We start from the raw sequence: 18192 nt of genomic DNA on the forward strand, positions 1-18192 counted from the left end.
TGGCACACACCGCCATGCAAGAATTCTCTTTGCATCGCGTTGTGATTTGGCACCGTTTAGGCGTTGTCCCGATTGGACAAGCCAGCGTGATCGTTGGATGCAGCAGTGCTCACCGAGTGGGGGCACTCAGTGCGGTCGCCGCCATCATGGACCGCCTCAAGCAAGACGTTCCCATTTGGAAACAGGAACACTTTGAATCAGGCGAGTGCCAATGGATCCATCCGTCACCCACGACGGAAGATCCAACAACGCACTGATGTTCCGCGAGCATACCCACCGGACACGTTCACGAAACATCTTTGCTGACAGTGGTCAGTCGCGTGGTGGGCGAACGTCTTTCGTCGCCCCCGCACCGGTCTGTGACGCACGACGATTCTCTCGCTGAATCGCGTCATAGACCTCCTGGCGGTGGACCGGTATCGCTTGCGGGGCTTCGATACCCAGACGCACTTTGTCGCCTCGAATATCAACGATGGTTACGACCACATCGTCACCAATCATGATGCTTTCGTCGCGGTGTCGGGAAAGGACGAGCATGGTGTCCTCGGCTTAAGTTGTCGGAGTGGGAGAGCTTTCGAATCAATTCGTCAGGAATTTCAATGCGTTCACGGCGGCATTCCGTTGCCGAGAGTTGTTGCATTCCATCGCAATGTTCGGACGAGGTTCACCTAATGAAACAACACCCGTTGTTTCGCCTCGCGTACACCACTCATCGACCCACCGCATAGAATAGTTCACGCATCGGTCGGAAGGTCGGCACGTGCCGGTCGTGCCGATTCGACTTGGTACCCCGTTTGCAACGCCCAACGCTCCCCAACTTGTCTGCCTGACACCGTTTGGCTGGATCGGGTTCGCTGGAGAGAGCGTGAGGAGGCCGCGCAAATCGTTTTCATTCAATCCGGCACGCATTCCGCAAACTCCCAGACAACGGCCCGCAGGACGCAGCTTGGTGGACTCTGTCGCCCCAGCGTGCACGCCCGCCGCCGGTCGCGTCCTGATTGCCATCGCAATCACGCAATGGCTTTCGCGGCGTTTCGTCCCACACGTTTCAACAAAAAATGGCGAGCACTGTTTCCAGCGCTCGCCATGATGTTCGTTTCCGTCCAGATGTGTCGCCCCCGATCAGGCAGCACGAACCTGAGACGTTGGAAGTGGCTGAGCCGATTCGGACGCCGCCGTTGGCAATGGCTGCCGCATGGGGCGATCGTCGTTGGTGATCACTTGGCAACCCAAGCGACGATCCAGGTTCAGCATCAAGGGGGCTCGCAAGTTGGTTGTCAATTTGCCAACGTGCCCGGCCACGGTGGTCATCACATAGACTTCGGATCCAGTCGTCAAATGCAGACTTGCCAGATCACGACGCCCGATGTGGACTCGATAATCGGGAAAGAATGCTCGAGGACTGATCACGGCCAAAGCTCGATCGCCGCGTGCCGCACTTTGCAACCATGCCACCGAAGCGTTGTCGGGGTCAGGAATCAAAGCCCATTGGTGAAGCGATTCCATTCCGATCAGGCCTTGCGGGAACAAAAACAACTGGTCGGCGTTGAGTTCCAACGTGCCGAAGCGATGACTGTCGATCCGCATGACTTGATTCCACTCGTCGAAATTTTTGGTTATCCGGGACCGGTCCTGTCCCAAACGGTTCCATCGGGTTCTCCGTCGCTACTGTCATCGACCACTGAACCTCGACAGTTCATCGAACAATCGAAAAAAGACGAAAATTCGTTGCAGCCGTCACAATCGGAAATTCCTAACAGGACGACACCTTGCATCCAGCGAGCCTTGCATCCAGCGAACCGACGTCGCAGGGGATCACAGGTAATTCAAAACCGTGATGCCGGAGGTTTGACCGATGAAACGCATGGAAGCTTCCATGGCCGACTGTCGGGCCTGCAATTCGCTGATCACGGCCGCCAAATCGGCGTCCATCGCATCGGACAACTGAGACTGCAATAGAACGTTCTCGTTTTCCACGGCGGTTCGGGAATCCTGCAAAGCAGAGTGCCAGACCCCGACGCGACCGCGAGTCCGCGTGCTGGCATCCAAGTCCTCGTCCAACCGTTCCTGCAGGCGTCCTATCTCAGAAAAGTCCCCCTCGCGAACGGCGGCCTCGAGACGCAACAGCGTGTCAATCGCACCTCCCGCATCACGTGGTTGATAATCGGTGCCGTTCAAAACCGCGAAACTACCGTCGATTTCTCCCACGCCTTCTGTGGCGTTCTCAGGGATCCAGCCCAAGTAGGTTCCCGCATCGCTCAAACCCGGCTGGGTCACGCGAATGGGATCAGCTCCCGGAGGTGCCGTCAATCTCAACCCATTTCCCACGTCATTGAGCGACACCTGAACACGCAGGGTGTCTTGATTGTCGGGGTGGTCGCGAATCATATCGATGATCTCGCCGACGGTTTGGGCGTCTTCGAGCTCGAATTCCAACTCCACACCATCGGGCCGAGTGATCACTAAATCGGGACCTTCTGGGTTGTAATTCAACCCGCGTTCTCGAGCCAATTCACTGACCAGCGTGTCTTCATTTGCGGTCCGAATTCCCAACTCCGTCGCGGCGGTCCCACCGTTCTCGCCCACGCTGTAATCCACCCCCGAACGCAACGCGTGCAATTCGATGCGGCCGGCGGTTTCGTTCAGAACCGCTTGGACTTCCGCGTCGCTCCGATTGATGGCGATGATCACGTCACCAATGGTTTCGGCATCCGAGAAATCAATTTCGTAACGGTCATTTCCGCGGTCAATGACCAATCCGTCGGTCAAATCCAATCCCGCACCATCGTTGAGGTCGGATATCGGCGTTGCCAAAGTCAACTGGGGTGACAAGCGGTCGCCAACCAAAGGGGGCGTTCGAAATCCATCGGGATTGGAAATCAAAAGGTCAGACGCCAACCGACTGCCGGGAGCGTCTTTGATCGCCAAAGTTCCTGGCAATCCGTCGGCGTACTGAACTGAAATGGAATCGGCTCCCAGCGTGACGGACAATGATCGACCGTCCAAATCGACGCTGCGGAGAACGTCCGCCACATCTCCAATGGTCGCCGCCTGCCGCAAATCCAGTTCCACGAAATGATCGCCATCAGAAACCGTCAGGACTCCGGGCTCAACGCCTTCCCCCTGTTTCATGTCGACCAATCGAGTGTCCGCGTTCAGAGACGCCCCCAGCGGTTCGCCCTCGATGAACGGCTCGCCCACGCCAATCGCCGAAGCAGCGGTAACAGTGAATTCCGTCTGGGATCCATCACCCAACTTGGTCAATCCAGTCGCTTGATTGCCGTTGAATCGCACCGTCCCATTGATGTGTTCCAGAGCCAAGCCGGTTTGCAACACCCCCCCCAGCAGTTGGTGGTCGGCAAACATTCCATTGCCCGCACTGACGATCGACTCCATTTGCTGGCGAACCGTCATGGCGAGAGCTTCTCGTTCGTCATCCGATAGCACGCTTTGGGCCGCCTCGACCGCAACACCGCGAGCTTCGATGATCGCCGAATCCACTTTGTCCAGCGTCACATCGGCGGATTGATAAAAGGCCTCCGCAGCGTCTGCGTTCCGGACCATTTGATCCGTCCGTGAAACTTCTCGCTGCAGACTGACTGCCCTGGCCGCTGACGCGGGGTCATCGCTGATGCTCAGCACGCGACGCCCGGTGCTCAACTGGTCATACTGACGCTGAATCGCCAATTGGTCGCTGTTGAGCTGATACAACAACCGCTGATTTTGCAGTGGCGTGCTCGTTCGGTTGGTTGAAACGGGAAGTAGCGACATGATTCAACGATGCGAGATGGTTCGAGAACACCGTCCGAAAACACGTTGCAGGTATTTCCGGTATCGTTGTAATCGGCACAACTGACATCGCGACTGTAGAGCAATCCAAATGGGACTTGCTTCAGCCTCGGCAAAGCACGGTCCCTCAGGGCCCCGCAGCGAGAGAGAACATGATTTTCATCAGCACCATGCAACTGACTCGAACCCTGGAACGGGGTGAGTTCTTTTGCCCCACTTGCGAATCGATTCAGGGATACCGGCTTCGTTCCAAACGAACGTTTTTGACGCTGTATTTCATTCCTACCATTCCGATCAGCGCCCCAGAACCATTCATCCAGTGTGACAACTGCAAATCTCCCTGGGATCTGAGCGTGCTGCACATGGACGAGCGGACCCACAAAGAGGTCCGCGAAAACCAATTTCGCAACGAAGCCATTCGGTCGTGCGTGTTGATGACGCTCGAAGATGAAGAAATCACCGAACCCGAGATCCAATCCCTGCTGCGAATCAGCCGCGTGCTGCTGAACAACCCTATCGAGCGAGAGGAACTGGGACGCCTGTGCTCGGTCGCGATGCACTCGGGAATCGAAACACACAACTATGTCATGACCGTTTCGAAACGCTGGACCATGCAACAGCGTTTCCTGGCGTTCCAGGCAATGTTCCTGGCGGCGTCCTCAGGAGAAAAAGACATCTCGGATGCCAAGATTCGGCAGTTGGGACGAATGAAGGACTTGATGGATCTGACCGACACGGAATTCGAAGCCGTGGTCGAAGACTCATTGCTCTACGCCGGCATCTGATCCACCGGCATCGGATCCGACTCGTTGCATCCCAGCAACGAAAGAACATCAGAGATCAAGGTCGCGAATCACTCGTGGTCCAACCGCACGCGTCTCATCGTATTCAAGAATCGAACGCATCCAGCCAACAGCACCACCGCGCCGATCCCGATCGCCACATAACCGGCGACCAACAATTCTCGCGATTCGCCGAAGAACTTGATCAACGTCCCTCCCGTTCCCACCATCATCAGTGACGTTCGCAGGTAGGCCAACAAAGTCCGTTCGTTGGCGAGATCCGTTCGGATCACCGCCAAGTCATTGCGTTTACGAGCGAGCAAATCCCCTGTCGGTTCAGGACTGGACTCCGAATCAGATTCGCTCATATTCAAAAAAGCCGGTTGATCCCATTGAGAGCAGCGACCCGATACGCCTCTGCCATGGTCGGGTAATTGAACGTGGTCTCGATGAAGTAGTCGATCGTGTTCTGGCTGCCGGGTTGATTCATGATCGCTTGACCAATGTGCACGATCTCCGATGCATTGGCACCAAAGCAATGCACCCCAAGGATCTCTTTGGTTTCCCGATGGAACAGCAACTTCAACATACCAGTGGTTTCACCGGTGATCTGTGCACGAGCCAAAGAACGGAACTGAGCCTGCCCCACTTCATAGGGCACACACCGCTCCGTCAACTCACGCTCGGTTGAACCAACGGAGCTGATTTCGGGGCTGGTGTAGATTCCCGTGGGAATATCGTTCAAACGCAGATTGCCATCGACGCGTCCGAGCAAGTGCATCCCCGCGGCTCGCCCCTGTGTGTACGCGGCGCTTGCCAGCGAAGGAACTCCTATTACATCTCCCACCGCATAAATGTGAGGCAAACAGGTTTGAAAGTGCTCGTCGACAACGATTTGTCCGCGACTGTTGGCCTCGATCGGAAGATTCTTCAGTCCCAGATCGTCTGTGTTTCCTTGCCGACCATTGGCCCACAAAAACACATCGGTCTTCAGAACCTTGCCGCTTTTCAGACGCAAGATCACGCCATCATCCAACCCTTCGATGCTTTCCATGGTTTCGTTGTGACGAATGATGACGCCCTGATCACGCAAGTGATACGAAAGCGCATCGATGATTTCGTCATCCAGGAACTCGAGCAGCTTGTCTCGCGTGTTGATCAAGTTGACCTTGATCCCGAGGTTTCGAAACATGGAGGCGTATTCCGTGCCGATCACGCCTGCCCCGTACACCGTGATCGATGTGGGCTTGTCCTTCATCTCCAAAATCGTGTCGCTATCAAAGATTCGCGGATGCGAAAAGTCGACCCCCTTGGGCCGGTAGGGTCGCGAGCCAGTCGAGATAACGAACGACGCCGCAGTCACCACTTCGCCATTGTCGATCGTGATCGTGTGCTCGTCGACAAAGCGTGCTTGCCCACGAAAGATCGGAACCGAGTTGCGATCATAAAACGATTGCCGCATCGTCACTTGGCGACCGATGATCGCTTGAGTCCCGCGGTTGAGTTGTTCCATGCTTGGGCTGACAGCGAATCCCATCTCTCTCATCACAGGATTCTTCAACGACTTCATCGTGCTGGTCACCGCGTAACGCAACGCTTTGCTGGGGATGGTTCCCCAGTGAGTGCAGCCACCACCGATTTGCCGGTATCGTTCCGCAACCCCCACCCGCAGACCACCTTTGGAGGCCTGCATCGCGGCGCCTTCACCTCCTGGACCAGTGCCGATCACGAACAAATCGAAATCGAATTTTTCGGAAGTGGCCTTCGCGGCAGGCTTCACTTCCAGTTCGGGCGAATTGATCTCCGGCGTTTCGGAAGGCGACGCCGCCCCGTTCACCGTGGAGGATTCGGTCGCTGATGACATGCCTCGTTCCCTGAAAATTGCAATGAATTGCGAGTCAATGGAGCGCCGGTCGCCTCACCGTACGCACTGTGTCTCGACGTGATTGGGTACCACGGACCGTCGAATTCTGTTCGAATCACGGCTCGAAAGTTTCCGTCACCCCGTCGAATAAGTCTTGTTTGTACGATGTTGATTGCTTGCGTCCAGACCGGTGTCCATTTTGCCTCGGTCCAAAAAAACCTGAATGACGTCTGCCAGAAGATCGATCGACTTGGCAAACAAGGCGTCCAACTCGCCGTTTTCCCGGAATGCACCCTCACCGGGTACGGGTATGAAAGTCGTGAAGAAGCGCTGGACGCCGCTCCCACGATGGACTCCTCCGCCATCACCACGATTGTCCAAGCCTGCCAAGCCAACCGATTGACGATCACCATTGGAACGCTGATACGCGAAGACCGTGATCAACTGCACAACGCGGGATTGATGATCGATGGATCCGGCGTGCTGGGGCGATACAACAAAGTTCACCTGCCGCACTTAGGCGTGGACCGGTTTGTCGATCGTGGGGAAGCGTGTGACCAAATCTTCTCAACGCGATCTGGCTGCAACGTTGGGCTGGGAATCTGCTACGACAGTTCGTTTCCCGAACCCATGCGAGCGTTGGGTTTGGCCGGCGCCGATGTGATCGCCTTGGGCACCAACTGGCCCGTCGCAGCTTCACGAACCGCAGAGATTGTCCCACCAGCACGAAGCATGGAAAATCATCTGTTCTTCATCGCCGCCAATCGAATCGGAACCGAACGAGGGTTTGAGTACTGCGGTCTGAGTTCGATTTGTGGTCCGGATGGCGTGGAACTGGCGCGTGCGAAAGGCGACGAAGAAACCATGTTGATCGTGGATATCGACTTGGAACAAGCCCGCAACAAACGAATCGAGCGAACCCCAGGAAAACATGTCATCGATCGTTTTGCCGATCGGCGTCCCGAGATGTACTCCGGATTGACCAATCCTGTTGCCAAACCATCGAACTGATCGCGCCCGCTTGCGATGGACACAGTGCCGTTTCCCATGCTCGAGCCTCCTCTCACACGTCCACCTCAGCGGCGTCACTCCCTCGAAACTTGGTTTGGGAGAAGATTGTTGTCGAGAGTCGCCCAATCGAGGCTCGTTTCAAAAACGGGCTACGGTTGGGACAAGTAAATGGCTTCGCCGGTGAACCGTTTTCTCAGCTCTTCGTCGCTCCAAGAAACCTTGCCCACTGCCGGGTCGCCAATCAGCCAGCGACCGCCATCGGTTTTACCAAGCACCGTCACCACGTGTCCGACCGTGACGTTTCCAACGAAACCATGGTCTCTTCGCCCTTCGCCAATCACTCCTAATCGAACCAAAGCCACGTTGGGCAACTGGCCTCGTTGATGCCAGTTGCTGGGATCTCGCGACGCAACTCGCGCCTTCAGATCGTGCTCTTGGGCAACCGTCGACAACCCACGATAAAGGCCCAGGGGCGCGGTCCCCAACGAACTGCTCAAGCAAGCCGATGCGAGTTCACGTTCGTTCGCGGAAATCCCCGCTTGTCCCAACAAAGTGACTGCGGCGGCGGGCGCACAACTGGCCGAATTCGATTGCATGTAAACGCCGTCTTGCCACTGCGTCATCCACTGAGGTTCAGGAGCCTGATCCCAGTCCAGCGGAAACAACACGGGGCGAGCAATCGGCGTGATCACGAAAGCAACCGCCAACGTCATCAGGATCGCCGCGACGACAGGCCGAAAATGACGACGCACATCAACGGCGTGGCCCGCCATCCCAGCTGAAAAAGCCAGAACCACGGGAGTCACGTTGGACCAGTACAACGCTGCCGAGGACGTGATCGCCTCGGCCCAAATCAGGCGTCCGAAGAAGCTCCAAGCGAACAAAAACGAAATCCCGATCAGACCCAAAAAGACCCAGCGATCCGAACGTTCTGAAGCGGATTGGAAACGGCAACCAAGTCGGAACGCACCCAGAGTCAGCAACGTCACCACGACCGCAGCCAAAGCCAGTTCCAGATCAGGACGAGCGAATTCAAAGTCCATGAAGGATTCTCCGCGAACAAAACAATGGGGCCCAGGTTAACCTTCTGTTAACTTAACGTTAACAATCGGCGACGCTCGGCATAAACACCAATTTCGCGCCAGATTCACCAATACTTCACAAATGAATGGATTTCGGCCCTCCGGCACCGCCTCCATTCAAGGCCATCGACCAGAAAAACTCCCTGCCAAGCCGAGTCTTCCTTCCAATTCCATTGGATGCATCTCTTGTGCCACTCACATTCTTTTCCCTGCAGCCCATCCAATTTGGGTCCAAAGTCCGATAGGCTTCCTCGTTTCCCCACCCGTTTGCTCCCGTCTTCACTCATCGCATGAACTCTGCCGCCGATCTTGCTCGTCCCCATGATCAAATCCGCCCCGTCGAAATTGTGTGCGGGTACTTGGAATCCAACCCCGCCAGCGTTTTGTACAAGAGCGGCAAAACGATCGTGCTCTGCACCGCGTCGGTCGAAACCAGCGTGCCGCCGTGGATGGAAGGGCGAGGAAAAGGCTGGGTCACGGCGGAATACAACATGCTGCCCGGCAGCACGAGCCCTCGAAAACGACGTGATCGCAGCGGCAAAGTGGACGGTCGCACCACCGAAATCCAACGCTTGATCGGACGCAGCTTGCGAGCCATCGTCGACCTTCACGCCCTGGGCGAACGATCCATCACCGTCGACTGCGATGTGCTGCAAGCCGATGGCGGGACTCGCACCGCATCGATCACCGGTGGATACATTGCCCTGTCGTTGGCAGTGTCTCAATTGGCATCCAATCCGGAACTGGATCCCGCGGTGGATCCTTCCTCTGTCCTACGTGACTCCGTCGCAGCAATCAGCGTGGGCGTGATCGGCGAAGACGTTGTCTTGGACCTGGACTACAAACTGGACTCCGCCGCCGATGTGGACATGAACGTGATCATGACCGGTTCCGGGCGTTTCATTGAGTTGCAGGGCACGGGCGAAGAAGCGACATTTGATGATGCTCAGTTGGCCGAGTTGCTGCGATTGGGCAAAATCGGGATCGCCGAATTGACCCAATTGCAGAAGGCTCGACTGGGCCAAGCGTGAATATTCTCACGCCGCTTCCTGTTCACCTCCATGTCCGTCCACCAGGACATGAATCCCCAGCGGCGCCAGCGAAAAGATTGCCTCCCGTTTCGACCTTGGATCATCCGATCGCGTTCCGTCATCCTTTCTTTTGCCAGGACAGTGAATGTCTTCCACAGTAAACAAACCGATGCGAGCCGCCATTCTAGGTGTTGGCTTCATGGGTTGGATTCACACACTCGCCTACCAACGAAGTCAAACTGCTGAACTGGTGGGGTTCGCCAGCCGAGACGCCAAGAAACGCGCCGGGGATTGGCGAGGCATTCAGGGCAACTTTGGGCCTCCTGGCGAACAAATCGATGTGTCCGGCATGAACGTCAGTGAGAACCTGGATGGGCTGCTTGCGGATGATTCTATCGATCTGATCGATGTCTGCTTGCCGCCCCATTTGCATGTCGATGCGATTCGACAAATCCTTGCCGCGGGGAAGAAAGTCCTGTGCGAAAAGCCGCTGGCACTGAGCGCAGACGCCGCTCGCTCGCTGCTGGAAATGGCCGCCCCCGGCCAGTTGATGGTGGCACACATCTTGCCTTTCATGCCCGCCTATCGCTTCCTCGTTGATGCACAATTGGATGGCCGCTTCGGTCGCCCCATCACCGGCCGTTTTTCACGAACGATCAGCCCGCCGGATTGGATTCCTGACTTCTATGACCCCGAACGTATAGGCGGGCCACTGATCGACCTGCAGGTGCACGACGCGCACTTGGCGCGAGTGTTGTTCGGCATGCCATCCGCGGCCCACTGCGTCAGTCACAAACAACAGGGCGTTCCCAAACGATACGAAACGATTCTGGATTACTCGTCATCTCCAAACTCAGATGACTTGGTTCCCGTGGTCAGCCTGGCCGGCGGTGTCATCGATTCACCGGCTCGCGGTTTCACTCATGGGTATGAGGTGTCTTTCGAACAAGCCACTGTCCGATTTGAATTCGCGGCGTACAACGACGGTTCCACCGACACCATTGCATTGACCGTCATGCACAATGATGGACGCTTGGAGCGTCCTGAATTGGGGGAACAAGATCCAATCGACGGTTTCGTCAGCGAGATCGACGCGGTAGCGGCAGTGGTTGCGGGCGGCCACATGCATCCCGTGCTGGACGCACAACTCGCGACCGATGCGTTGACAATTTGTGAGCTGCAAATGACGAGTCCTCGTCGATGAACCACGTCCAACGCTTGGCTGACCAACTTGTCGCTCATCTTAATGACATGGGCGATTTGGTGGTTGCGTTTTCCGGTGGAGTCGACAGCAGTGTCGTGGCTGCTGCCGCGAATCAAACGGATGCGAAGGTCATCGCCGTCACAGCAGAATCGCCCGCCGTGGCGCAGTGGCAACTCGACTGGGCACGCCGCATTGCCGAGCAGATCGGGATCGCGCATCAATTTGTTTCCACCGATGAATCGAATCGCGACAACTACCGACGCAATCATTCGGATCGGTGCTTCTATTGCAAACAAACCCTGTATGAGTTCCTCACTCCGATCGCCGAACAGCGAAACGCGACGATTGTCTCGGGCACCAATGCCGATGACCTTGGCGATCACCGGCCAGGGATCGTCGCCGGCGACCAAGCGAATGTTCGAACCCCACTGGCAGACCTGAAGTTTGGGAAAGCCGAGGTGCGGCAACTGGCCGCCCATTTCGGGCTTGAAAACGCCGCCCTGCCGGCCTCTCCCTGTTTAGCCAGCCGGATTGCGTATCACGTCGAGGTGACTCCAGGGCGATTGAAACAAATCGAAACCGCCGAGGCCTGGCTTCGTCAGCGAGGAGTCTCGGATTGTCGTGTCCGCTTGCACGCGGATGGCCTGGCGCGGATTGAAGTCCCCCGTCCAGAGCTACCGATGGTACTGCACTGGACGCAAACCGAAGAGCTGGTTGAATCTTTCATTACAATGGGTTTTCGTTATGTCACCCTGGAACTGGGTGGCCTGTCCAGCGGAAGCCAAAACCGCGGCTTGTCGGCACCAGAATTGGTCCAACTGTCCCCGGCTCAGCCCATTCACCACCCTGATTCTTCCCAGCCTCGTTCCACGGTAAGTGACGAGTCATTCTCAAACAGCACAAAGGCACATTCGTGAGCGATTTAGTCGGCTGTCGGGTGGGTGACTACCAAGTCTTGCGCCGCTTGGGCAGCGGAGGAATGGCTGATGTGTATGCAGCCAAGCATTTGAAGTTACGTCGCGACGCTGCTTTGAAAGTGTTGCGTCGCACTCCGCAAACCAGCCAGGAAGACCTGCGACGCTTTGAACGCGAGGCACAGGCCGCAGCGTGTTTAAATCATCCCAGCATCGTCCAAGTCTACGAGATTGGCGATCACGAGGGCACGCACTTCATCGCTCAAGAACTGATCGATGGTTCGAACCTCAAACAGTGCTTGCAACAATCCGGCCAATTCACGGCGGATGAAGGAATTGAGATTCTTCGCTGCGTGACAGAAGCCTTGGTCATCGCCCACACGGCAGGAGTCACCCACCGCGATATCAAACCTGAAAACATCATGCGGTCGGGCGACGGGGCCATCAAAGTCACCGACTTTGGCTTGGCTCGCGTTCTCTCCAACACCGACGCCAGCGCCGCGGATCTCACTCGCGCCGGACTGACACTCGGAACGCCGCGTTACATGAGCCCCGAGCAAATCCAAGGGCACAAAGTCGACGGCAGAAGCGATCTGTATTCACTCGGCGTGACCCTGTACCACCTGTTGGCCGGCCAGCCTCCCTTTGATGCCGAAGAACCTTTGGCGCTCGCCGTCAAACATCTTCATGAAATGCCACAACCGCTCGACCACGCTCGCGGATCGGCCGACCTTCCGCCGTGGTTGGTCGCGACGATCATGCGGCTGCTTCGAAAAACTCCCGAGGAACGTTTCTCCTCGGCCATGGAATTGCTAGACGTCGTTCGCGCCAACGTGGCTCCGTCCGATACCAGCCTTCAAGCCATTCCTGCGGACAGCGGTTCCGGGCCCGCGACTTCCATGGAACCAGGACGTTCCTCCGCAGCGGTCGACTACCTCGGATCCACCTCCGCCACCATTCAGTTGCAACGCGTCACCGATGCGATCGCCAATGACCGACGACGCGATTTCATTCGCTGGGTTGGCGTGGTCAGCCTCGCGGTTCTCGCCGCACTCGCAGGCTGGGGAATCGCAGCCCTGACCAAGCCACCCTCCGTCGCTCAATCGATCGGGGCACCATTGGTCGCTCGAGCATCGAACATCCGAGATCAATACTGGCAAGCGATCTCGTTGAATAGCGTGCCGGCTTGGAAAGCAGTCGCCGACTACTTCCCCAAACAAGACATCGATTCCGACGAAGAAATCTATCACCTGAAAGCGTCGCTTCAGTTGACTCGTTTGCTAATGAACGAAAACCGTTGGCGGGAAGCTTCCGAAACGCTTGCGAGCGTCGAACAATCCGCCAGCACCAACCGCTTGTATCGCGCTCTTGCCCTGGTCATGCGATACCAGATTCAAATGGAAATCGGTGCTCGGCGGGAAGCCAGTCAAACTCAAACGAATCTTCGCAATCTGATTGAAGAGTTGAAGAACGACAATTCCGTTGCACTGGAAACATTCCGAGCGTTGGTTCCGCTTTCGGAACGCTTGGAACTAGGGCTCGATGACCCCGCCGTGCTCGATGGACCGAGCCCTCGCCGGCCTGCTTCGTAATCGATCCCAACGAGTTTTGCCGTCAGCGACAAACTCTAATCGAGGTTCAATTCATCCAGGATGTCGGCGATCAATTCGGCGTCCACGCGACACATCGATTTCAAGTCGGCATTGAGCAGCAATCCGTACCCATCCGCGATGTAGTCCAGCAGCGTTTCTCCGTCGACGATGAAACCGCCCACTTCATCATCGCCAAACAGATCCGCCCGCAACTCCACAAACTCGGCCGCTTGCGACTGACCAGTGAACGCCACCAAATATGGCGTCCCCTCCAAATCGGCAGTCAAAGCCCCCAATTCGTCGGAAGGTTCGTCTTCTCGCAGATGGATCAGAACGTACGAATGAGCCAGCAGACAATCCGCCAAAGACGCAGCATCACGCTGCTCAATGGCAGTTCGGCATTCGTTCGTATCGAGATCGGGATCTGCAGGCATGGTGGTAAGATAACGAACCTGGCGACTTTGCAGAATCAGGGCCCACCAGAAATCGTCATTTTGTTGCCGAGAGCGTCCTGCAATCCGCACCCCCCAAAAGAAGAATGCATTTTTTGCATCGCTTTGGGATCCTTCCGCAGAACGAAATGGGTGTACCATGTTCGCGGCCCCAAACCCGATGGCTTGAGAACGAAGGGCAGGAGGGCTGCTGCGTCATAGCGAAATCCTTTGGTCGTGGGTCGGGTCGCGAGTCCGTTGCAATGCGGCCAACGATCGGAACGGTGGGCCAGTCCACTGCAACCCGCTTTCATTTGTAGCAGTGGCACAGCATGACTGATCGAGATTGACTCCGTCCGCATTCCATGACGCAAATGACTTGCCATGATCCGCAAAATGCTATCGCCTACACTGGATTTCCGCGAAGCCAGTCGCGTGGTTTTGGAACATCTGCAAGCGACCACCGGGTTGGCCCTTTGGATGATCACTCGGACCGAGGACGAAGCCTGGATTGTGCTTGATCACGCCGATCCGAATCAGGTGTATCCCGTCGACTCGGGCGACATGATCCAGTGGTCCGATTCCTTCTGCCAGCACATGATCGATGGAACCGCGCCTCAGATCGCTCGGCATGCCCAGAACATTCCTCAGTTCGCTGGGTCGGCGATTTCGAAAAAGCTTCGCATCGGAGCCTACGCCGGTGTTCCCATTCTCGATCGAGACGGCGAACTCTTCGGGACCTTGTGTGGGATTGATCCCGACATTCAACCCGAGGAATTTGAGAAACACCTACCAACGATTCAACTGCTCGCTCGACTGCTCGGCGGTTACTTATCAATGGAGCTGCAACTGCAAGCATTGCAGCGCAAAAACGATCGCACATCCTTGCATCAGATGGTGAACCCGGTCACCACTTGCTTCAACCGCGAAGGCTGGACTCGACTGGTGCAACGAGAACGCGAACGTGCCAATCGCTTAGGCCGACCATCGAATGTCTTGCGAGTCGACGTGAAGCTTTCGTCGACGGACGATTTGTCACAAGTGGTTTCGGCGCTGAAAGAAGAATTCGGTTCCGACCATTTGATTGGGCACATCACTGCCGACCAATTCGAAATTTTGCTGGAAGATCACGAGATGTCCTTGGTCATTGAACGTGGACGATCCATCCAGGGACGCTTGGCCGCTCGCGGCATCACTTCCGACTACAACGCATTCAATCTCCAAATCACAGAACCGGCACTGGGCTAAGAACCGGCACTGGGCTGGTGGTCTCGTTCCCAACGAAACCCAGCACACTTTCTTCACAGACTGATTCAAACGCATTGATTGTCCGTCTGCAATTTGTCGCGTCTTCATCAGGTCGCCCTACAGCAAACCGTTTTCTTCCAATCGCACCAAGAGACGCACGATCTCGACCGGACGCGTGAACTGAAATCGCTCCAAGATCTTGGCACGCCTGACTTCCACCGAACGTCGGGTCAGACCGACCACTGTCGCAATTTCGCTGGTGGTGTCTCCCATTGCGATGGCCTCACAAATCTGCCGATCAACGGAATCAAATTGCTGAAACACCAACAGCGATTCGCTTAGCGACGGGCCCTCTTCAGCCACATCGGATTTCAAAAAGGCCACCGGACGAATCAGCATCGCGCTGATCGCCTCCGTACCGTGATTGAGTTTGTGACGAACGCCGGAGACATCCCAAAGACACATTCTGCCACGATCATCTTCGGCTTCAAACGAGTAATCCAAATCCGTTGCGCCAGACGCAATCAGCTCGCCGCCCAGACGCAGCACCTGAACGGTGACCCCAGGGAGTTCGTCCGGGAGCGGGGCGACGGCTTGAAACTTAACTTCCGCAAACAAATCTTCGAGCGTCTGATTCCAAGCTAGCATCCTGCCTTCGCGATCTAGAATCAGCCCCCCCGATTCCAGACGCAAATCCGTCAGCGAAGCGCAACAGGTCGTCAACGGTAGCGACGCCCAATCAGAAGCTGTCGAGCCGGAGTGACTGCCTGACCAGCCCGACATTGAGCTCAGACTGAACTGAGTGCTCAACCATCGATCCACCGCCATCCGGTCCTCCGCGAATGGACGGCGGTAGGCGATGCGATGTATAGCTGCGGTTACTTCCAGGACCATGCCAACTCTTGCCCCCGTAGAGAGGTAAAACCGCGTTAGAATCCAACCGATTTCAGAATCACGTCAGCCGTTGGAAAGCGAAGCGACACCCGATCAGGCTATTCTAACACAACCCAGCAGAACATTCGGTGGTGAGTTCGATACCACCACAGTTTCACGGCAGTCGAGCTGAATTGCGGTCGCGGTCCCTACTCGCCCTATGACATCGCTTTGATCAGAAATCAAAAGTGGTGGTCTGTGGAGACTGCCAATGGGGCACAATGCAGTCCCCACAGGACCACCTTCCAAAGAGACTCAACATCGCGGGGCAAGCGATATCAAGCTCAACTTTGATTCGCAAATGCGAACACTCTCTGCATCGGATGCGTGAATATGCGCAATGAAAGAACAAATGGCAATCCCGATATCTCCCCTAATCAACCTAGTCACATGCACACTAGAAGGGATCGCCTCCGACAGACCTGTGATTGATCAAAGCTAAAAGTGAGGGTTGATCGTAGTGGACGTGGCGACGAGCCCTTGGTTTTGACGCCATTTCAGGACTCGTCGCCTCGTTCACTCCCCTGAAAATGGGCCGTGACAGACCACTAGCCGGGGAAACATGCTTGTAACTGCGAGCACACACATCCCTTGAGGTGCTCAACTCCCCTGCAGGCAATCGCACTGGCATGCCACACCCCCGTATCGGTCCCAGCCAACAGCACTTCATCGGCAGTTGCTAGATCCATTGGCATCAAAGGTGCCTCCCGGCAGACAATCCCCAGACCGTTTGCCTGCTCACGGACAAACTGCATTGTCACCCCTTTGAGCACATTTTTTTCGGGTGGGAACACCAGCTCGCCCTCTTTTACGATGAAAAGATTCGCGACACTTGACTCCGTCACACTCCCATCGACGTCCTGCAGCAGCCCCACCGCGGCCGGATCGACTCGTTTTGCCTCCATGTCGGCCAAGTAGTAATGCAAACGACTCCGGACTTTGGCGTGCCGAGGCCAGGATTCATTGGGAGGCTGAACGACTCCTGTGATAACCACTGGCTGGCCATGCAGTTGACGATGGGCAACCGCTTCGTGATCGATGGCATTGAGATGGATCGCCCAGGTGGGGCCGGCGTCCGGCGTTCCTGCTGTCACCCAAATGGTCATCCCCACATCCATATTGTCTAACAACGCCGCATTGCGCCGCAGGCTTTCATCAACCAATTGCCGGAGCTCTTCAGGTCCAGGTCCTCCAACGATCTCGATCAGCCGAAGAGTCTCGGCGAGACGCTGCAAATGCTGCTCGGTGCAGAAGACTTGTCCACCGTAGGTCCGCAGACGCTCCACGGCGGTCACGCCTTGTCGAAACCCCATATCATCGATCGGCAATGAAATGGCATGCATCGGACGCCAGCCGCGAGCGTCCCTGGCGGGACAACAAAAGTACGCCTGGTGATTCGCAAACGGTTCCCGATTCCCTGACACAGTGGGTTCGGTGATCAAGTTGACGCAACCGCGCTATTGGATTCCGGTGTATCCGTTGCCATTGCCGTACGTGCCTTGGCAGCTCTCGCTCGTGACCACAACGCCGCAATTTCAGAAAACAATGATTCCGCGGAAGTTTGGTGGTAGATCGAATCGGCTGGCAATCCTTCCGTCAGTCGACGGTGAGCCTTGCCCAAATTGTGATACGGAAGTCTCGGGAACAGGTGGTGCAGGGCGTGGTATCGGGTCCCGACCGGTCCCCACAATTCGCTCGCCCACGCATGCTTGGGATAGTTCACCGAGTCCAGCAACTGTTCTGAAAAACTCATTTCGCCACCATCGTTGGTCCACCGATGAGCGCCGAGCGTGCGAACTTCGTTGAGAACCAAAATGCCGACTCCCACGGCATAAGCGATCAACCAAAACGGGTCCAACCACTGATCACGAAGGATCCCGCCGCGAATCAAGAACCAAACGCACCAAACGAAACAAAACGCTTCCTGCAGCAACACGATCCGCATCACTTTGGGGGATGCGTCGGGCCGCTCATAAAACGGATCGACCACCATCGTCGAAAGATGCCGGTGAACGATCGGCCGCAAGCGTGGCACCACCCAACACAACGGACTGATGACCAAAAATCGAAAGATGGCCAAAAACGGTAAGATCAAAGCCTGCCCGATGAACACAGCGATCAACCATGGACCACGGTTGCTCAGCGGCAAGTATTCGCCATCGTGTTCCGTCCCGTAATGCTTCCGTCGGTGATGGTCGACGTGCGGATAATACAGAAACGAAGGCACAAAGAAAAAAATCCCACACAGCGCATTCCAGGCGACACGAAACGCGGTGAAACCTTTCTCGGGCAAGTGCACCAGTTCGTGAAT

The 18192-nt window shown here is 56.2% G+C and carries 18 protein-coding genes; 8 read left to right on the forward strand and 10 right to left on the reverse strand.

The annotated features are described in order from the left end of the window. Positions 1 to 257: molybdenum cofactor biosynthesis protein MoaE (locus ACF8AM_RS08290; protein WP_392555182.1), on the forward strand; the 257-nt coding region annotated here is incomplete at its 5' end. 55 nt (positions 258 to 312) lie between these two features. Here the strand turns inward: ACF8AM_RS08290 and csrA are convergent. The 3 genes from csrA to ACF8AM_RS08305 form a co-directional block, all read right to left on the reverse strand. After that, a complete protein-coding gene (gene csrA / locus ACF8AM_RS08295) occupies positions 313 to 537 on the reverse strand; it encodes a carbon storage regulator CsrA (protein WP_007325270.1) in 225 nt (74 codons plus the stop codon). Between the two features lie 585 nt (positions 538 to 1122). Next, a complete protein-coding gene (fliW, locus tag ACF8AM_RS08300) occupies positions 1123 to 1587 on the reverse strand; it encodes a flagellar assembly protein FliW (protein ID WP_392555183.1) in 465 nt (154 codons plus the stop codon). A 228-nt stretch (positions 1588 to 1815) separates the two neighbouring features. Continuing rightward, positions 1816 to 3771: a flagellar hook protein gene (locus ACF8AM_RS08305; protein WP_392555184.1), complete on the reverse strand. Its 1956-nt coding sequence runs from the start codon at positions 3769 to 3771 to the stop codon at positions 1816 to 1818. A 170-nt stretch (positions 3772 to 3941) separates the two neighbouring features. Here ACF8AM_RS08305 and ACF8AM_RS08310 point away from each other — a divergent pair, with 170 nt between their 5' ends. After that, on the forward strand, positions 3942 to 4574 hold the full coding sequence (locus tag ACF8AM_RS08310) for a zinc ribbon domain-containing protein (RefSeq protein ID WP_392555185.1): 633 nt from the start codon (positions 3942 to 3944) through the stop codon (positions 4572 to 4574). A gap of 68 nt (positions 4575 to 4642) precedes the next feature. Here ACF8AM_RS08310 and ACF8AM_RS08315 read toward each other — a convergent pair whose 3' ends face one another. After that, positions 4643 to 4939 (reverse strand): DUF202 domain-containing protein, encoded by a 297-nt coding sequence (locus ACF8AM_RS08315; RefSeq protein ID WP_392555186.1) that lies wholly within the window; start codon positions 4937 to 4939, stop codon positions 4643 to 4645. A 2-nt stretch (positions 4940 to 4941) separates the two neighbouring features. After that, positions 4942 to 6435 carry a Si-specific NAD(P)(+) transhydrogenase gene (sthA, locus tag ACF8AM_RS08320; protein WP_392555187.1) on the reverse strand — a complete coding sequence of 498 codons (1494 nt, stop codon included), beginning with the start codon at positions 6433 to 6435 and terminating at the stop codon, positions 4942 to 4944. Positions 6436 to 6600: 165 nt separating this feature from the next. On the opposite strand from sthA, the gene ACF8AM_RS08325 reads away from it, so the two are divergent. Continuing rightward, positions 6601 to 7446 (forward strand): carbon-nitrogen hydrolase family protein, encoded by an 846-nt coding sequence (locus ACF8AM_RS08325; RefSeq protein ID WP_392555188.1) that lies wholly within the window; start codon positions 6601 to 6603, stop codon positions 7444 to 7446. A 149-nt stretch (positions 7447 to 7595) separates the two neighbouring features. Here the strand turns inward: ACF8AM_RS08325 and ACF8AM_RS08330 are convergent, their stop codons facing one another. Next, positions 7596 to 8489 (reverse strand): cysteine peptidase family C39 domain-containing protein, encoded by an 894-nt coding sequence (locus ACF8AM_RS08330; RefSeq protein ID WP_392555189.1) that lies wholly within the window; start codon positions 8487 to 8489, stop codon positions 7596 to 7598. A gap of 329 nt (positions 8490 to 8818) precedes the next feature. Between ACF8AM_RS08330 and rph the strand changes: the two genes are divergently transcribed. The 4 genes from rph to ACF8AM_RS08350 all read left to right on the forward strand — a co-directional run bounded on the left by rph (position 8819) and on the right by ACF8AM_RS08350 (position 13269). Next, the gene (rph, locus tag ACF8AM_RS08335; protein WP_392555190.1) at positions 8819 to 9559 is read left to right on the forward strand and encodes a ribonuclease PH; all 741 of its coding nucleotides are present in this window, start codon (positions 8819 to 8821) and stop codon (positions 9557 to 9559) included. Between the two features lie 145 nt (positions 9560 to 9704). Then, positions 9705 to 10763 carry a Gfo/Idh/MocA family protein gene (locus ACF8AM_RS08340; protein ID WP_392555191.1) on the forward strand — a complete coding sequence of 353 codons (1059 nt, stop codon included), beginning with the start codon at positions 9705 to 9707 and terminating at the stop codon, positions 10761 to 10763. After that, positions 10760 to 11680, forward strand: coding sequence for an ATP-dependent sacrificial sulfur transferase LarE (gene larE / locus ACF8AM_RS08345; protein WP_392555192.1), 921 nt, complete (start codon positions 10760 to 10762; stop codon positions 11678 to 11680). Before ACF8AM_RS08340 ends, larE begins: the two co-directional genes overlap by 4 nt. Positions 11681 to 11700: 20 nt before the next feature. Next, positions 11701 to 13269, forward strand: a complete 1569-nt coding sequence (locus ACF8AM_RS08350) for a serine/threonine-protein kinase (protein ID WP_392555198.1) — start codon at positions 11701 to 11703, stop codon at positions 13267 to 13269. Positions 13270 to 13304: 35 nt separating this feature from the next. Here the strand turns inward: ACF8AM_RS08350 and ACF8AM_RS08355 are convergent, their stop codons facing one another. Next, positions 13305 to 13703, reverse strand: a complete 399-nt coding sequence (locus tag ACF8AM_RS08355; RefSeq protein WP_392555193.1) for a hypothetical protein — start codon at positions 13701 to 13703, stop codon at positions 13305 to 13307. Positions 13704 to 14096: 393 nt separating this feature from the next. On the opposite strand from ACF8AM_RS08355, the gene ACF8AM_RS08360 reads away from it, so the two are divergent. Continuing rightward, on the forward strand, positions 14097 to 14948 hold the full coding sequence (locus ACF8AM_RS08360) for a GAF domain-containing protein (protein ID WP_392555194.1): 852 nt from the start codon (positions 14097 to 14099) through the stop codon (positions 14946 to 14948). A 117-nt stretch (positions 14949 to 15065) separates the two neighbouring features. Here the strand turns inward: ACF8AM_RS08360 and ACF8AM_RS08365 are convergent, their stop codons facing one another. The 3 genes from ACF8AM_RS08365 to ACF8AM_RS08375 form a co-directional block, all read right to left on the reverse strand. Further along, positions 15066 to 15842, reverse strand: coding sequence for a helix-turn-helix transcriptional regulator (locus ACF8AM_RS08365; protein ID WP_392555195.1), 777 nt, complete (start codon positions 15840 to 15842; stop codon positions 15066 to 15068). A 587-nt stretch (positions 15843 to 16429) separates the two neighbouring features. Further along, the gene (locus tag ACF8AM_RS08370; protein ID WP_392555196.1) at positions 16430 to 17194 is read right to left on the reverse strand and encodes an aminotransferase class IV; all 765 of its coding nucleotides are present in this window, start codon (positions 17192 to 17194) and stop codon (positions 16430 to 16432) included. Positions 17195 to 17319: 125 nt separating this feature from the next. Further along, on the reverse strand, positions 17320 to 18192 hold an 873-nt coding region (locus ACF8AM_RS08375), incomplete at its 5' end, for a fatty acid desaturase (RefSeq protein WP_392555197.1).

This window comes from Rhodopirellula sp. JB055 (assembly GCF_043100905.1).
Lineage (GTDB): Bacteria > Planctomycetota > Planctomycetia > Pirellulales > Pirellulaceae > Rhodopirellula.

Coding starts and splice junctions, on each gene's coding strand:
- csrA (WP_007325270.1), bottom strand. CDS start 537: ATGCTCGTCCTTTCCCGACACCGCGACGAAAGCATCATGATTGGTGAC.
- fliW (WP_392555183.1), bottom strand. CDS start 1,587: ATGCGGATCGACAGTCATCGCTTCGGCACGTTGGAACTCAACGCCGAC.
- ACF8AM_RS08305 (WP_392555184.1), bottom strand. CDS start 3,771: ATGTCGCTACTTCCCGTTTCAACCAACCGAACGAGCACGCCACTGCAA.
- ACF8AM_RS08310 (WP_392555185.1), top strand. CDS start 3,942: ATGATTTTCATCAGCACCATGCAACTGACTCGAACCCTGGAACGGGGT.
- ACF8AM_RS08315 (WP_392555186.1), bottom strand. CDS start 4,939: ATGAGCGAATCTGATTCGGAGTCCAGTCCTGAACCGACAGGGGATTTG.
- sthA (WP_392555187.1), bottom strand. CDS start 6,435: ATGTCATCAGCGACCGAATCCTCCACGGTGAACGGGGCGGCGTCGCCT.
- ACF8AM_RS08325 (WP_392555188.1), top strand. CDS start 6,601: ATGTTGATTGCTTGCGTCCAGACCGGTGTCCATTTTGCCTCGGTCCAA.
- ACF8AM_RS08330 (WP_392555189.1), bottom strand. CDS start 8,489: ATGGACTTTGAATTCGCTCGTCCTGATCTGGAACTGGCTTTGGCTGCG.
- rph (WP_392555190.1), top strand. CDS start 8,819: ATGAACTCTGCCGCCGATCTTGCTCGTCCCCATGATCAAATCCGCCCC.
- ACF8AM_RS08340 (WP_392555191.1), top strand. CDS start 9,705: ATGTCTTCCACAGTAAACAAACCGATGCGAGCCGCCATTCTAGGTGTT.
- larE (WP_392555192.1), top strand. CDS start 10,760: ATGAACCACGTCCAACGCTTGGCTGACCAACTTGTCGCTCATCTTAAT.
- ACF8AM_RS08355 (WP_392555193.1), bottom strand. CDS start 13,703: ATGCCTGCAGATCCCGATCTCGATACGAACGAATGCCGAACTGCCATT.
- ACF8AM_RS08360 (WP_392555194.1), top strand. CDS start 14,097: ATGCTATCGCCTACACTGGATTTCCGCGAAGCCAGTCGCGTGGTTTTG.
- ACF8AM_RS08365 (WP_392555195.1), bottom strand. CDS start 15,842: ATGGTCCTGGAAGTAACCGCAGCTATACATCGCATCGCCTACCGCCGT.
- ACF8AM_RS08370 (WP_392555196.1), bottom strand. CDS start 17,194: ATGGGGTTTCGACAAGGCGTGACCGCCGTGGAGCGTCTGCGGACCTAC.